This window comes from Micromonospora sp. NPDC050686, assembly GCF_040654475.1.
GTDB lineage: Bacteria > Actinomycetota > Actinomycetes > Mycobacteriales > Micromonosporaceae > Micromonospora.
Window position 1 is genome coordinate 70693 of the sequence record NZ_JBFAID010000010.1, and the last position, 14988, is coordinate 85680.

A 14988-nucleotide genomic window follows, 5' to 3' on the forward strand; every position below is an offset into this window, starting at 1 on the left:
CGGCACCCGACCGGCCGTCAGGCGTCCATGCCGCGCAGCACCAGCGGCACCCGGGTCGCGCCACCGTCGACCACCCGCACCGGCACCCCCCAGTCCTGCCGGGTGAGGTGGCAGGCGGCGTGCTCGACGTCCGCGTCGCAGGTGGCCGCCTGGGCGGTCACCTGGAGCACTCCCGAGGAGACCGAACCGTCGACGACCAGCCGGCGGGACAGGTCGGTGGTCGTCCCGGCCCCCTCCACCAGCAGCTCCGGCGGCGAGGCCGAGACCACCAGGCGGGTGGACGGGCCGTACGTGTCGTCCAGCTTCTGGCCGGGCGCCGGGGTGAAGATGACGTCGAGGGTCAACTCGCCCGCCGCCACGTCGGTCGGCTTGCGTTCCAGCTTGTGCCGGGGACCGTCCACGGTGCTGGCGCCGGCGGCGGAGAGCGCCCCCGGGGCCAGCCGGGTGAGCCGGTGGGCGGCCGACTCGACCACCAGCACCCCACCGTCGGCGGTGAGCACCAGGTCGCTCGGCTCGGCCAGGCCGTCCGCCACCGTGGCGACCTGGTCGGTCTCGGGATCGTAGCGGCGCACCGCGCCGTTGTAGGTGTCGGCGATCAGCACCGAACCGTCGGGCAGTGCGCAGACCCCGAGCGGGTGCTGCAGCAGCGCCCGGTCGGCCGGCCCGTCGACGTGGCCGAAGTCGAACAGGCCCTGGCCGACCGCGGTGCCCAGCATCCCGTTCTCGACGTACCGGACGGCGCTGGTCTCACTGTCGGCGACCCAGAGCCGGACGCCGTCGGCGCTGACCGACAACCCGGACGGCTGGGCCATCCACGCCTCGGCCAGCGGGCCGTCGCGCAGCGCCTCCACCGTGGTGCCGGCGTACATCCCGGCCGTCCGCTTGATCGGGTCGAACCACCAGAGCTGATGGATGCCGGCCATCGCGACGACCACCCTGTCGTCGTACCAGGCCAGGTCCCACGGGGAGGAGAGGTCGACGGAGAGCGCGTCGTGCGCGTGGTCGTCGACGGTGGACCGCCACTGCCTACCGGTGCCGGCCACGGTGACCACCTCGCCGGTGGCGAGCTTCACCCCGCGCAGCAGGTGGTTGACGGTGTCCGCGACGACCAGGTCGTAGCCGGCCACCTCGGCGGCGTGCCGGGGCAGCAGGCAGAGCCCCTGCGGCTCGCTGAAGGTGGCCGCCTCGGCTGGGCCGTCGGCCCGGCCCCGGGCGCCGGAGCCGATCCGGCGGACCAGCCGCTCGCCGTCCGGCGCCAGCTCCACCAGGGAGTGCCGGGCGGAGTCGGAGACCAGCAGGTTGCCGCCGTCGAGCAGCACGGCCTTGCCCGGGAAGCGCAGCACCGTGTCCGGTTCCGCCGGCGGGACGTACGGGCCGTCGCCCCGGTGCAGCGTGCCCTTGGCCTCGTGCGTCTCGATCAGCTCGTCCATCAGGCGGGCCAGCCCCTCGGCGTGCCCCTCGCCGGCCATGGTGGCCACCACGTAGCCCTCCGGGTCGACCACCGACAGGGTCGGCCAGGCCTTGGCCGCGTACTGCTGCCACATGTCCAGCTCGGGATCGTCGAGGACGGGGTGGTGCACGCCGTACCGCTCCACCGCCGCGGCCAGCGCCGCCGGGTCCTTCTCGTGCTCGAACTTGGGCGAGTGCACGCCGATGACGACCAGCACGTCGCCGTACTTGTCCTCCAGCGGGCGCAGCTCGTCGAGCACGTGCAGACAGTTGATACAGCAGAAGGTCCAGAAATCTAAGATGACGCAGCGACCTCGAAGGTCCCGCAATGTCAGGTTTCGTCCGCCTGTGTTGAGCCAGGCTCGGCCCTTCAGTTCGGGCGCTCGGACACGGGGCGAGGTAGCCATACGGCAACCCTCCCATGGCGTCGCTGAGGGCAGCGCGGGGGATCGGTCAACGTGATGCGGGGAACGGCACGCGGCCGAGGAGGCGCGCTAGCCCGCGCTTTCCTCGGTGAGGTCCGGGCGGTGCTCCTTGATCCACTTCTCTACGTCGGTCCGCCGCCATATCTGGCCCATCTTGAGGACTTGGTATGGCGGCGGGAAGTCACGCCGCGAGGCAACTACGCCGGCCCGCGCACGCGACACGCCCCCGAGCATGTCCCGGATCTCGGCGATACCGACGAACTCGACCATGCGTTGACGGTAGGTATCGGCGACCGCTCGACGGTCGGGAACGCCGATCGGGGTTGACGGTCGCTAACGGCGGACGCACGATGAATGAATGCGTCTACGCCGAGCAACGGAGCCGATACCGTCCGATCTCGTTCATCGCCGCCGACGCTGGTCGCGGCGCTGCGTCTGTGGTCTGACCTGGCGGGCCTGCCCGGACCGCCACCGGACCCCGCCACCGGCCGAGCCAGCGCCAGCGCGCCCGGCGTGGGCGGATGCGCCGACGGAGGCGTACCCGCGCCCGGGTCTCGCGCCGTGGTTGACGCCAGGTCAGGCGTATCGGGCCAACGCGGGACGGCGCTGGTGAGCGTCCACCGGCCCGAGCGGCCGGCATGGGACTGCACGATGTGTAAACGGCCCTACCCGTGCCAGGTGGCGCGGGCCAGCCTCGCGGCCGGCGACTCGTGGACAGCCCAGGTTTACCTAGCCGGCCTGTTCGTGGCTGCTGTCGATGACCTTCCGGACGTGCCTGTAGGCGACCTGTACGCGCGGTTCCTACTTGCGGTGCCCGTACGGCGGTCAAAGCGGAGAGGGTAAGGGCGGATGCCTCTCACCCGGGCGTGGCCTCGGTGAGAGGCTTCATTTTGTTCGCCTACTTGAGCAAGGACGAGGCGACGGCTGCGGGCGGCGCGTAGTCGCGACCGGCCTCGATGGAGCCCCGTCTGTCCAACGCGAACGTGGGCGTCTTCACGGCGGCGCGCCCAGGTTTCCCGACCGACGCGGTGGCCACTACAGTCCGAAGAATGCCGGAGATGGTGCAGCCCCAGGTCAAGCTGATCGCGTGGACGAAGTTCCATGTTCTCGACGATCTGCCCTGGTCGACCCACGCCGAGGGCGGCAACACCCGCCGGCAGTAACAACGACGGCACCCGTTGGCGCGGGTGCCGTCGCGATCAACACCCGTTGGCGCGGGTGCCAGGTTTAGAAGTCGAGAACAGTGATCTTCCCGCGCGGGTCGGAAAGCTTGAGGTCCCGCCCGCCGGTGTTCAGCCAGCCCCGACCGCGCAGCTCGGGTGCCCGTACTCGTGCGCTCATGTCCTCAGTCTGCCGGACGGACCGCCCGGCGCGGCCCGGCACCGCAGCGGTCTCGATCACAGCGCGGACGCCGACGGCGGGGCCACGGAGATCCGTGGCCCCGCCGTCGGGACGGAACTACTTGGCGGCGGCCTTCTTCAGGCAGAGCACCCGGTCGGCGCCGTCGCCGGGCAGCACCACGTGCGGCTGGCCGGGGTCGGCGCACTTGTCCTTGCTGGCGACCCTCGCCACCACCTTGAACGCGTCGGCCTCGCCGCACTCCGCGGTGGTGGCGCCCGCACCGGACTGCTTGACGCACGATCCGACGGCCGGGTTGAAGGACGCCGGCTTCGGGGCCTCGTCCCCACCGATCTTGCCGAGCAGGGTCAGCAGGCCGAGCGGGATCCCGAGGATCAGCGCCGCGGCCAGCAGCACCAGGGCCAGTACCCGGCCGTTGCGCACCTTGGGCGCGGGCTGCTCCGGCTGGGCCTCGGCGGCCACTGGCTTGAACGAGTCGAACCGGCCCTGCTCGGGCTCGGGCGGGGCGGCGCCCCAGGCCGGGCCGGGCTGCTGCGGGCCGGGGAAGGCGGGCGAAAAACCCGCCTGGTGGTGCTGCTGGTCCCCGACCGGCGGCTGCCCGTACGGCTGGGTGCCGTCGACCGGCGCCGCGGCCCGGTACGGGTCACCGGGGCGCTCGTCGGCGTGCGGGCGTACCCCGTTCACCGGCCGGTTGTCGCCGGCCGGGTCGGCGAAGGCCGGCATGCCGGGCGGGAAGGCCGGCGGGGCGGACGGTCCGGCCGGGATGGCCGCCGCGGCGGCGTACGCCCGCGCGGCCGGCGGACGGGCCTGGTCGTCGAAGCGCGGCTGCCCGCCGTGCTCGTGGCCCGGCTCGCCCTGCCCCGGCTCGTCGTCCGGCTCCGGACGGGCCGGCCGGCCGTACACCCGGGGCTGCGGCGGCGGGTTGCCGCCGGGCAGCGGCTGGTCGGCCGGCGGCAGCACCCGGCTGGCCATCGGCACCGAGGCGCTGCCGGAGGCGCTGGCCGAACCGGCCTCCGGCGAGGTACGCGGGCCCGGCACCAGCGGGGCGGCGGGGGACTGCGGTTCGTCCCGGGACGTCTCCGGGCCGGGCCAGCCGGCCTGGTCACTCGGGTGGCCGGCGTCGTCGCGGCCGGGCTGCTCGAAGGGGCCGTACTGGGCGGGCGGCTGGTAGTCGGCCGGTGGCGCGGCGGCGAGGCTCGCCCCCGGCACCCGCTGCTCCTGCGGCGGCAACGGCACCGCGTTGGCGGCGGAGATGCCCGGTGCCGGTCCCGGCTGGTAGGCCGGCGGCTCATCGGCCCGGCGCGCCTCCCAACCGTTGTCGGGGGCCGGCTCGGCCCCCTGGCGGCCCCACGCCTCACCGGGGGTCCACGGCTCGACCTCCGCGGCGGCCGGCTGGCCGGACCGCTCGGCGCCCCACTGCCCGCCGCCGTCCCCGGCCGGCCCACCCCAGGCGGGCGGGCCGTCGCTGCCGGCGACCGCCGCGGCGGCCCGGACCGGCGGCGCGGACGTCGGTTCCGGCTGCGCCCAGCCGGTGTTCTCGGGGCGGTCGCCCGGCGGCGATCCGGCCGCCGCCGCCCAGCCGCCCGAGGTCGCCGAGTCGTCCTGCGCCGCGCCGTCCCAGCCGCCGGAGCGGCCGGCGTCGTCCTGTCGAGCGTCGGCGGACCAGCCGCCGGACTGCGCCGGGTCCTGTTCGCGGGCCTCGGCGGGCCAGCCGCCGGATCGCGCCGGGTCCTGTTCGCGGGCCTCGGCGGGCCAGCCGCCGGATCGCGCCGGGTCGTCTTCGCGGGCGTCGGCCGGCCAGCCGCCGGCCGAATCCGAACCGGCGTTGGCGGTCCAACCGCCGGACCGGGCCGGATCCTCCTGCCCGGCCGCCCAGCCGGCGGAGCTGGCGGCTTCGTCGTGCCCGTCGTTCGGGTGCCAGCCGCCGGACCGCTCCGGGTCGTCCGGCCCGGGGTCCTGCACGGGCGGCGGCACCTGGGCGGCACCGCGGGCGGCGGGCTGGGCCTGCGGCCAGGCGGCCGGGGCCGGCTCGGCCGGCTGCCCCCAGGGCTGGTCGTCCTGCCGGGCCTCGGCGGGCCAGCCGCCGGAGTGGGCGGGGTCGTCGTTGCGGGCCTCGGCGGGCCAGCCGCCGGTGCGGGCCGGCTCGTCCTGCGCGCCGGCTGGCTGGTCCCAGCCGCCGGGCTGGGCCGCGACGTCCGGCCCGGCCGGGGCCGGCCAGCCGCCGGAGCGGGCCGCGTCGTCGGGGGCGGCGTTCCAGCCGTCCGGCTGCGCTGGTTCGCCCTGCCCGGCGGGGGCCGGCCAGCCGCCGGAGCGGGCCGGATCGTCGGGGGTGGCCGGCCAGCCGCCGGACTGGGCGGCGTCGTCCGGCCCGGTCCAGGTGCCGGGGGACGGGTTGGCGGGCGAGGGCACCTGGGCCGCGCCGCGCGCGGCGGGCTGGGCCTGGGGCCAGGCGGGCGGGGCCGGCTCGGCCGGTTGCGCCCAGGCCGGCTCGCCCTGGTCGACGGCCGGCGGGCCACCGGCGGCCCACGCGCCGCTCTGCTCCTGCTGACTGGCCCAGGCGGCCTGCGAGGTGCCACCCGAGGGCCCCCAGGTGCCGGGCGGGGTCGGCTCGGCGGCCGGAACCGACGCCGAGCCCCAGTTCGCGGCGGCGGGAGGCTGGTCGTTCTGCGCGGCCCACGCCGGGGCCGGCGACTGCGGCTGGTTGCCCGGGGGCGGAGGTGCCCAGCCCAGGTCGGGAGCGGACCCGTAGGGAGAGTTCTGCTGCGCGGTGCGATCGCCGTACGGCGCCGGTCCGCCGGCGCCCGGCGACACCTCGTCCGGCTCCTGGCCGGGGCGGTGCGGGCCCTCGGACGTCATGGGTGCGCCTCCTCCATCACATGTCGGCCACCGATGCCGCCCGGTCGGGTCGGCATGGCGCCGGCGTCGCCGGCGGTTCCGGCCGTGCGGGCTCCCCGCACCGTATCCGGTGGCCGCCCGGGCCGTCCGGGGAGCGTCGGGTCGTCACTCCGGGTCACCGGACGGTGTCGAGCGGCTTCTATCCGCTCGGCCTGCTCCGTCAGGCGGCGGGGTGGCGGCCGAGCCCCACCGTACCGGTCGGTGCGCCAGGGTGGAATCCCGGGTGAAACGCCGACGACCCGCCCGGTGCGGCCGGGCGGGTCGTCGATCTGGAGGAGGGAGAAAAGTGTGTGGCGTCAGCTCATGTGACGCTGGGCGATGGCGAGAAGCTCCTCGCGGACCGCGGGCGAGTTGGCGGAACGCAGCGCGTGCTCGATGGCACGGGCCCGGCGGTTGGCGTCACGGCGGGTGCGGATGCGGTCGATCATGCTCATCTTGGGTCTCCTCCTGGCTATTCGGTTGTCAGCCCCTCGATGTCTCTATTGAACCGCATGGCGCCGCCGATTGCCATCGATTATTAGGTGAGCTGAGCCACGTGCCTAAGGATCGTAAGCGAAGGGGGGTGTTGTGCCGAGGTTTTGTTAGCCCAACGGCAACGGCCGGTGTGCCGGGCGTTCACCCCTGGCACACCGGCCGTTGCCGGAGCGGTGGAACCCGTCAGGTCCAGGCGAGCAGCGCCGCCTCCGGGTCGGCGAGGAAGTCGCCGACGTCGCGCAGGAACTTCGACCCCAGCTCACCGTCGATGATCCGGTGGTCGAAGGAGAGCCCGAGCGTGGTGACCAGGCGCGGCTTGACCTTGCCCTTGTGCACCCACGGCAGCTCGCGGACCGCGCCGAAGGCCAGGATCGCCGACTCGCCCGGGGGCAGGATCGGCGTACCGGTGTCGACGCCGAAGACGCCGACGTTGGTGATGGTCAGCGTGCCGCCGGACATGTCCGCCGGGGAGGTCTTCCCCGACTTCGCGGTCTGCACCAGGCCGGTCATCGCGTCCGCCAGCTCGCGTAGCGAGAGCCGGCCGGCGTCCTTGATGTTCGGCACGATCAGGCCGCGCTCGGTGGCCGCGGCGATGCCCAGGTTGACGTACTCCTTGACCACGATCTCGTCGCCGGCCCACGTCGAGTTGACCATCGGGTGCCGCTTGACCGCCAGCAGCACCGCCTTGGCGACCAGCAGCAGCGGCGAGACCCGCACGTCGCGCCACTCCCGCCGGTCGCGGAGCCGGTCCAGCGCCTTCATCGCCCGGGTCACGTCGACGGTCAGGAACTCCGTCACGTGCGGGGCGGTGAACGCCGAGCGGGCCATGTTCTCCGCGGTGAGCTTGCGTACCCCCTTGACCGGGATCCGCTGCTCGCGGTCCGCGCCGAAGGCCGCCGCGGCCGTGGCCGGCGCGGCCACCGTCAGCGGCTCGGCCACCACCGGGGTGCCGCTCGCCGCCCGCTGTACGTCCTCCCGGGTGATCGAGCCCAGCGGCCCCGACCCGCTCACCGCGCCCAAGTCGACCCCGAGGTCCTTGGCCAGCTTCCGCACCGGCGGCTTGGCCAGCACCGGGCCGCCCCCATTGCGTCGATCATGAACTTGTGGCGCCGGGATCGTGGTGGATGGGGGCGTTCTGTCCCCCACCCCAACTGCATGATCGACGGCAGTGGGCGGGGTGGGCGGGGTCGGCGTCTGGGTCGGGGGCGAAGGGGCGGTCTTGCGCGGGCGGCGCTTGGCCGCAGTGGTGCGGGGGCCGTAGCCGACCAGCACGGCGGTGCGCCCACCCGGGGCGGCCCCGCCGATCAGGCCCGGCTCGACCATGCCCTCCTCGGGCGCGATCTCGACCGCCGCCAGCGAGGCGGCCGACGGGGTGGGCAGTGCCGACGACGGGGCGGCCGTCGTCGACTCCTCGATCGGGCCGGCGCCCGGGTCGGTGTCGATCGCGATGATCGGCGTGCCGACCTCGACCGTGCTGCCCTCCGGGTGGAAGATCGCCCGCACCTGGCCGGCCCACTTCGCCGGGATCTCGACGGCCGCCTTGGCCGTCTCCACCTCGACGATCGGCTGGTTCAGCTCGATGACGTCGCCCACCTTGACCAGCCAGGCGAGGATCTCGCCCTCGGTCAGGCCCTCGCCCAGGTCGGGGAGGTTGAACTCCTTGATCCGCGACATGCCGCTCACCAGCCGAAGGTGCGGTCGACGGCGTCGAGCACCCGGTCGAGGTCGGGCAGGTACTCCTCCTCCACCCGGGACGCCGGGTAGGGGGTGTCGAAGCCGGTGACGCGCAGCACCGGGGCCTCCAGGGAGTAGAAGCACTCCTCGGTGATCCGGGCGGCGATCTCCGAGCCCAGGCCCAGGTTGCCCGGGGCCTCGTGGACGACCACGCAACGGCCGGTGCGCCGCACCGACTCGTACGCGGCGGTCAGGTCCAGCGGGGAGAGCGTACGCAGGTCGACGACCTCCAGCTCCCGGCCGTCCTCGGCGGCGGCGGTGGCCGCGTCCAGCGCGACCCGGACCATCGGCCCGTACGCCAGCACGGTGGCGGCGGTGCCGGACCGGACCACCCGGGCGGAGTGCAGCGGGTACGCGTCGGCGAGCGGGGCGTCCAGCTCGACCGGACCCTTCTCCCAGTAGCGCCGCTTCGGCTCCAGGAAGACGATCGGGTCGTCCGAGGCGATCGCCTGCTGGATCATCGAGTACGCGTCCTGCGGGTTCGCGCAGGTGACCACCTTCAGGCCGGCGGTGTGCGCGAAGTACGCCTCGGGCGACTCGGAGTGGTGCTCGACCGCGCCGATGCCGCCGCCGTACGGGATCCGGATGACCATCGGGATCCGGACCTTGCCCTGCGAGCGGTAGTGCATCTTCGCCACCTGCGACACGATCTGGTCGTACGCCGGGTAGACGAAGCCGTCGAACTGGATCTCGCAGACCGGCCGGTAGCCGCGGATGGCCAGGCCGACCGCGGTGCCGATGATGCCGGACTCGGCGAGCGGGGTGTCGATCACCCGCTGGTCGCCGAAGTCCTTCTGCAGCCCGTCGGTGATCCGGAAGACGCCGCCGAGCTTGCCGACGTCCTCGCCCATGATGACGACCTTCGGGTCGTTCTCCAGGGCCCGGCGCAGGCCGGTGTTCAGGGCCTTGCCGAGGGTGAGCGTCTCCGTGGCCATCAGTGGGCGCTCCCCTCGAACGACTCCAGGTACCTGCTGAACTGGGCCCGCTGCTCGTCGAGCTCGGCGGACCCGTTGGGGTAGACGTGGTCGAACATGCTGACCGGCTGCGGGTCGGGCATGTTGAGCACCCGCTCCCGCAGGTGCACCGACTCGGTGCGGGCCTGCTCGTCGACCTCGGCGAAGAACGACTCGTCGACGATCTGCTGCCGGGTCAGGAACGCCTTCATCCGGGCGATCGGGTCCTTGGCCTGCCAGGCCTCGACCTCGCTGGCGATCCGGTACCGGGTCGGGTCGTCGGAGGTGGTGTGCGCGCCCATCCGGTAGGTGTACGCCTCGATCAGGGACGGGCCCTGGCCGTTGCGCGCGTTGTCCAGCGCGTGCCGGGTCACCGCGTACGAGGCGAGCACGTCGTTGCCGTCCACCCGGACGCCGGGGAAGCCGAAGCCACCGGCCCGGCGGTACAGCGGGACGCGGGTCTGCCGCTCCAGCGGTTCGGAGATGGCGTACTGGTTGTTCTGGCAGAAGAAGACCAGCGGGGCGTTGAAGACGCTGGCCCAGACGAAGGCCTCGTTGACGTCGCCCTGGCTGGTGGCGCCGTCGCCGAAGTAGGCGATCACCGCCTCGCCGTCCTCGGTGCCGGTCCGGCCGTCCATGGCGACGCCCATGGCGTACCCGGTCGCGTGCAGGGTCTGCGCCCCGATCACGATCGTGTACATGTTGAACTTGAACTCGTTCGGGTCCCAGCCGCCCTGGTCGACCCCGCGGAACAGGCCCAGCGGCATGATCGGGTCGATGCCCCGGCAGTAGAGGACGCCGTGCTCCCGGTAGGTCGGGAAGGCCATGTCCTGGGTACGCAGTGCGCGCCCGGAACCGACCTGGGCCGCCTCCTGGCCGAGCAGGCTGGCCCACAGGCCCAGCTCGCCCTGCCGCTGGAGCGCGGTCGCCTCGGCGTCGAGCTTGCGGACCAGGACCAGGTCGCGGTAGAGCCCGCGGTACTCCTCGTCGCTGAAGTCGACGCGGTACTCGGTCCCGTCGGGTCCGGTCGCGCTCTCGATCCGCTCGCCCTCGGGCGTCAGCAACTGTACGAGTTCCGGGTCACCGGCGGCTCGCTTGGAGCGGGGTGCGGCCCGCCGGCCGCGGCTGGTGACCCCGGGGTCGCCCTTTGCCATCCGTCTCTCCCTGTCGTGTCTGCGCCGGTGTCGGGGGTGACCCGGTCCGCGCAAGTGCTGCCCGGCCCGGCAGGTGCCGGGCTGGTTCCTGGCGGCCGCGCCTAGCCCCGGTGAGGGTTGCCGCGCGGCGTGAGCCGGGTTCGTCGGGGCGAACCCGGTTCGGGAGCGCCGGCGCTCGTCCACGCCTGCCGCGGGTGCGCGGAGGTCGCGGCTGCGTTGCCGTCGTGCCTGAATGATTGCAGAGGGGGTGAGCGGTCCCACAATATGGCCCGGCCACCAGTCGGGCTTCTGTCTGCTTCGCACCGCTCACGGCCTTTGTCCCGGCGGCTTTTCCGGGCCGATGTCGAGGTAGCGCTGCGCCCCGATGTCGCGTGGACGTTTCGCGCTGACGGACATTTTGTGTGTCGACACGCGGTGGTGGCTGGTGAACTGACCGTCACTGGGTCAAGCTGTGACGACCGGACGGGCCTTTTGGGGTTTATGTCCCGGTTGGCGGTGGGCGGCTCCGCCCGCGCCCATCGCCACCCGTGTCGACGACGAGGAGCGTGCCGGTGTCCGAGCCAGCTGACGGTCCGGGTGTCCCCCGACTCGGCCAGCACCGCACCGGTCCGGGTTACCGCCGGATGATCGGCGCGCACCGCGCACCCGGTTCGGCCGCCCCCGCCCGCGGCTACCTGCTCACCGTGGCCCTGCTCGCCGGCACCGCGTCGATGCCGATCCTCGCCGCCTTCAGCGCCGGCTCGGCGACGGTCGGCGGCACGGCGCTGCCGGGCAACGGCACCCCGTTCCTCCCGACCCCGTCCGTCGGGCCGGTGGTGATCCAACCGCCCGCCACCGGCCAGCCGCCCCTGCCCGCGCCCAGCCGGACCGTGCCGGCGGAGCCGACCGGCCCGGTCCCGCTGGTGCCGCCCATCCTGCCGCCGGCGGCCGACGTCCCCGCGGTGCGGCCGCCCGTCGGGCCCGAACCGAGGCGGGTGGTGCCACCGGCCGCCCCGGTGGCGCCGGGCCGTACCGCGCCGCCGGCCGGCCGGGCGCCGCTCCCCTCGCCGAGCCGGTCGACCGTCCCGCCACCGATCCGGCCCGTGCCGACCCTGTCGCCCAGCCGGTCGCCCCGGCCCATCACGAAGCCGTCACCCACCTCGTCCGCCCCGCCGACGTCCGGGCCGAGCGCCACGTCCGGGCCGAGCGCCACGTCCGGGCCGAGCGCCACGTCCGGGCCGGGCGCCACGTCCGGGCCGGGCGCCACCGCCGAGCCGAGCGCGACGTCGTCCGAACCCGGCGCGGACCCCGAGCCGACCACCGGCGGCCCCGACGGCTCGCCGACGTCCGCCGGTCCGTCCCCGACGGCCACCGGCGCACCGAGCGCGACGGCCACCGGCGCCGATCCCGACCGGACGCCCGCACCGCACCCCACCCCGACGGCCGTCCCGCCGACGGCCGTTCCGAGCCCGTCGCCGCAGCGCTCCGCCGTGCCGGTCCGGCCGTCCCGCTCCGCCGTGCCGGTCCGGCCGTCCCGCTCCGCCGTGCCGGTCCGGCCGTCCCGCTCCGCCGTGCCGGTCTGGCCGTCCCGCTCCGCCGCGCCGGTCTGGCCGTCCCGCTCCGCCGCGCCGGTCTGGCCGTCCCGCTCCGCCGCGCCGGTCTGGCCGTCCCGCTCCGCCGTGCCGGTCTGGCCGTCCCGCTCCGCCGTGCCGGTCTGGCCGTCCCGCTCCGCCGCGTCCGTCTCCCCGGAGGCGGCGGCGAGCCGCTGACCGCCGGGTCGGGCGGGCTAGCGCTGTTGGCGGAGCATCGGCGGGTGCAGCAGGGTGGCCGGGCCGCGCCGGAAGAGTTGCGCGGGCCGGCCGCGCTCGCCCTCGGTGGACCGGCCGACCGGCGTCACGAAGCCCGGGGTGCCGGTGACCTTGCGGTGGAAATTGCGCGGGTCGAGCCGGGTGCCCCAGACCGTCTCGTAGACCGTGCGCAGCTGCGCCACGGTGAACTCGGCCGGGCAGAAGGCCGTGGCGAGTGGGGTGTACTCCAGCTTGGCCCGGGCGCGTTCCAGCCCGTCGGCCAGGATCCGGTCGTGGTCGAAGGCGAGCCGCCGCCGGCCGAGCCCGGCGACCGGGACCCACTCGGCGGCGGCCGCGTCGGTGCCGGCGACCGGGGCCGGCAGGTCGGGCAGCAGCGCCAGCCAGGCCACGGTCACCACCCGGCCGCGCGGGTCCCGGCCCGGCCGGCCGTACGTGCCAAGTTGCTCCAGGTGCCCGGCCGGCTCGGGTAGGCCGGTCTCCTCGGCCAGCTCGCGAGCGGCCGCGTCGGGCAGGTCCTCGTCGACGCCGACGAAGCCGCCGGGCAGCGCCCAGGCCCCCTCGTACGGCGGGACGCCCCGGCGGACCAGCAGCACGGCCAGCTCGTCCGCGCGGACGGTCAGCACCACCAGGTCGACGGTCACCGCGAACGGCGGGTACTCGGCCATCTCTTTATCACCACCTTGACGATAACGTACCAGAGTGGTTATCGTCGTGATGACGAAAAAGGGGAGGGTGAGAACCATGGCGGACGTTTCGAGGCGACTGTTCCTGCGGCACCTGCGGGGCACGCCGACCACCTGGGTACGGCTCGGGGTCGGCGGCCGGGTCCGGCGGGCGGGCGTCGGGCTCTCCTTCTGGTACCGCCCGCTGAACGCCGTGCTCAGCGAGGTGCCGGTGGACGACCGGGAGCTGCCGCTGCTGTTCCACGCGCGCACCGGCGACTTCGCCGACATCACCGTGCAGGCGACCGTTACTTACCGGGTGGCCGACCCGGCCCGCGCGGCCGACCGGCTGGACTTCTCCATCGACCCGCGCACCGGCAAGGCCCGGTCCCGGCCGCTCGACCAGATGGCCACCCTGCTGGCCGAGCTGGCCCAGCAGCCGGCGCTCGACCTGCTGGCCCGGATGCCGCTCGCCGAGGCGCTGACCACCGTCGCGCCGGTCCGTGAGGCGGTCGCCACCGCGCTCGGCGACGAACCGCGCCTGGCCGAGCTGGGCGTGGCGGTGGTCAGCGCCCGGGTGGTCGCCATCCGCCCCGAGCCCGAGCTGGAACGGGCGTTGCAGACGCCCACCCGGGAGGCGGTCCAGGTCAACGCCGACCGGGCCACGTACGCCCGCCGCGCGCAGGCTGTCGAGCAGGAACGCTCGATCGCCGAGAACGAGCTGCAGAACAAGATCGAGCTGGCCCGCCGGGAGCAGCAGTTGGTCGAGCAGCACGGGGCGAACAGCCGCCGCCGGGCCGAGCTGGACGCCGCCGCCGAGCTGGCCGCCGCGCAGGGCAAGGCGGAGCGGGAGAAGGTCGCGAACGCGGCGGCGGCCGAGCGGGCCCGGGTGCTCGCCGCCGCCGAGGCGGAGAAGGAGCGGGCGCTGACCGCCGCACGGGCCGACGGCGTACGGGTGGTCGGGCACGCGGAGGCCGAGGCGGAGGCGGCGAAGCTGGCCGCGTACGCCGAACTGCCGCCGGAGGTGCTGCGAGCCCTGACCGTACGGGAGATCGCCGGCCGGCTCCCGCAGATCGGGCAGCTCACCGTCACCCCCGACGTGGTGACCGACCTGCTGGCCCGGCTGGCCGGGCCCGCGGCGACGCGATGAGCGCGACCCTGGCGCCCCGGGTGGTCGTGGTGAGCCGGCGCAGCGAGTTGGACGAGCTGCTGGCCCGGCACGGCACCCGGGCGGCCGCGGCCTGGTACCTGCGCGAGCGGGGCCGGGACCTGGCGGAGGCCGTCGACCGGCACGACGCCCTTCAGGCGGCGCTGACCACGGTCGGCGCCGCCGTCCCGGCCGACTGGCGGCGCGGTGCGGTGGACCGCGCCGACCTGCCCCGGTTCCTCTTCGGACCGGAGGACGTGGTGGTCGCGGTCGGGCCGGACGGGCTGGTCGCCAACGTGGCGAAGTACCTGGACCGGCAGCCGGTGATCGGGGTCGACCCGGAGCCCGGCCGCAATGCCGGGGTGCTGGTCCGGTTCACCGCCGGCCAGCTCGCCGGGCTGCTGCCCGCGGTGGCCGCCGGCACCGCGGCCACCCGCGCCCGGACCATGGTCCGGGCCGCGCTCGACGACGGGCAGGAACTGGTCGGCCTCAACGAGGTGTACGTCGGGCACGCCGCCCACCAGTCGGCCCGCTACCAGCTCACCGTGCCCGTGGCGGGGCGGGCACGGCGGGAACGGCACTCCTCCTCCGGGGTGGTGGTCGGCAGCGGTACGGGGGCGACCGGCTGGTGCGCGTCCATCGCGCGGGACCGTCCGGGTGCGCCGCGGCCGCCCGCCCCGGAGGAGGCGGCGCTCTGCTGGTACGTCCGGGAGGCGTGGCCGTCCCCGGTGACCGGGGTGAGCCTCACCGCCGGCCGGCTGGACCAGGCTGGGCGGCTGGAGATCGTCGCCGAGTCCGACGGCCTGGTCGCGTTCGCCGACGGACTGGAGGCCGACCGACTCTGCCTCGCCTGGGGTCAGCGCCTGACGGTCGACGTCTCCCCCCGCCACCTCACCCTCGTCGAGCCGTGAGCCGACCAGAGGTGTTGGGAGGGGTCCCCGCCTATACC

General features: G+C 75.0%; 12 protein-coding genes and 1 pseudogene. 4 read left to right on the forward strand and 9 right to left on the reverse strand.

Annotation, left to right across the window (positions count from 1 at the left end; genetic code table 11):
* Window positions 1–17 precede the first annotated feature (17 nt).
* Both AB0H57_RS10565 and AB0H57_RS10570 read right to left on the reverse strand, forming a co-directional pair.
* Complete coding sequence (locus AB0H57_RS10565) at window positions 18–1856, reverse strand: NHL domain-containing thioredoxin family protein (RefSeq protein WP_357504836.1); 1839 nt, start codon at window positions 1854–1856, stop codon at window positions 18–20.
* Window positions 1857–1943: 87 nt separating this feature from the next.
* Window positions 1944–2144, reverse strand: coding sequence for a hypothetical protein (locus AB0H57_RS10570; RefSeq protein ID WP_357504838.1), 201 nt, complete (start codon window positions 2142–2144; stop codon window positions 1944–1946).
* Window positions 2145–2932: 788 nt separating this feature from the next.
* On the opposite strand from AB0H57_RS10570, the pseudogene thyX reads away from it, so the two are divergent.
* Window positions 2933–3019 (forward strand): annotated as a pseudogene (gene thyX, locus AB0H57_RS10575) (FAD-dependent thymidylate synthase); the annotation flags it as partial.
* A 313-nt stretch (window positions 3020–3332) separates the two neighbouring features.
* On the opposite strand, the gene AB0H57_RS10580 reads toward thyX, so the two are convergent.
* The 6 genes from AB0H57_RS10580 to AB0H57_RS10605 all read right to left on the reverse strand — a co-directional run bounded on the left by AB0H57_RS10580 (window position 3333) and on the right by AB0H57_RS10605 (window position 11818).
* Window positions 3333–6089 (reverse strand): hypothetical protein, encoded by a 2757-nt coding sequence (locus AB0H57_RS10580; RefSeq protein ID WP_357504840.1) that lies wholly within the window; start codon window positions 6087–6089, stop codon window positions 3333–3335.
* A 335-nt stretch (window positions 6090–6424) separates the two neighbouring features.
* A complete protein-coding gene (locus AB0H57_RS10585; protein ID WP_357504842.1) occupies window positions 6425–6562 on the reverse strand; it encodes a hypothetical protein in 138 nt (45 codons plus the stop codon).
* 223 nt (window positions 6563–6785) lie between these two features.
* Window positions 6786–8276 carry a dihydrolipoamide acetyltransferase family protein gene (locus AB0H57_RS10590; protein WP_357504936.1) on the reverse strand — a complete coding sequence of 497 codons (1491 nt, stop codon included), beginning with the start codon at window positions 8274–8276 and terminating at the stop codon, window positions 6786–6788.
* A 5-nt stretch (window positions 8277–8281) separates the two neighbouring features.
* Window positions 8282–9271 (reverse strand): alpha-ketoacid dehydrogenase subunit beta, encoded by a 990-nt coding sequence (locus tag AB0H57_RS10595; RefSeq protein WP_357504844.1) that lies wholly within the window; start codon window positions 9269–9271, stop codon window positions 8282–8284.
* Complete coding sequence (gene pdhA, locus AB0H57_RS10600; protein ID WP_357504846.1) at window positions 9271–10443, reverse strand: pyruvate dehydrogenase (acetyl-transferring) E1 component subunit alpha; 1173 nt, start codon at window positions 10441–10443, stop codon at window positions 9271–9273. The genes AB0H57_RS10595 and pdhA overlap by 1 nt, the downstream gene beginning before the upstream one ends.
* 670 nt (window positions 10444–11113) lie before the next feature.
* Window positions 11114–11818 carry a hypothetical protein gene (locus AB0H57_RS10605; RefSeq protein WP_357504848.1) on the reverse strand — a complete coding sequence of 235 codons (705 nt, stop codon included), beginning with the start codon at window positions 11816–11818 and terminating at the stop codon, window positions 11114–11116.
* Window positions 11819–11912: 94 nt separating this feature from the next.
* Between AB0H57_RS10605 and AB0H57_RS10610 the strand changes: the two genes are divergently transcribed.
* Window positions 11913–12191, forward strand: a complete 279-nt coding sequence (locus tag AB0H57_RS10610) for a hypothetical protein (protein WP_357504850.1) — start codon at window positions 11913–11915, stop codon at window positions 12189–12191.
* A gap of 17 nt (window positions 12192–12208) precedes the next feature.
* Here the strand turns inward: AB0H57_RS10610 and AB0H57_RS10615 are convergent, their stop codons facing one another.
* Complete coding sequence (locus AB0H57_RS10615) at window positions 12209–12895, reverse strand: NUDIX domain-containing protein (protein WP_357504852.1); 687 nt, start codon at window positions 12893–12895, stop codon at window positions 12209–12211.
* Between the two features lie 76 nt (window positions 12896–12971).
* Between AB0H57_RS10615 and AB0H57_RS10620 the strand changes: the two genes are divergently transcribed.
* The gene (locus tag AB0H57_RS10620) at window positions 12972–14042 is read left to right on the forward strand and encodes an SPFH domain-containing protein (protein ID WP_357504854.1); all 1071 of its coding nucleotides are present in this window, start codon (window positions 12972–12974) and stop codon (window positions 14040–14042) included.
* Complete coding sequence (locus AB0H57_RS10625) at window positions 14039–14950, forward strand: hypothetical protein (protein WP_357504856.1); 912 nt, start codon at window positions 14039–14041, stop codon at window positions 14948–14950. The genes AB0H57_RS10620 and AB0H57_RS10625 overlap by 4 nt, the downstream gene beginning before the upstream one ends.
* Window positions 14951–14988: the final 38 nt, after the last annotated feature.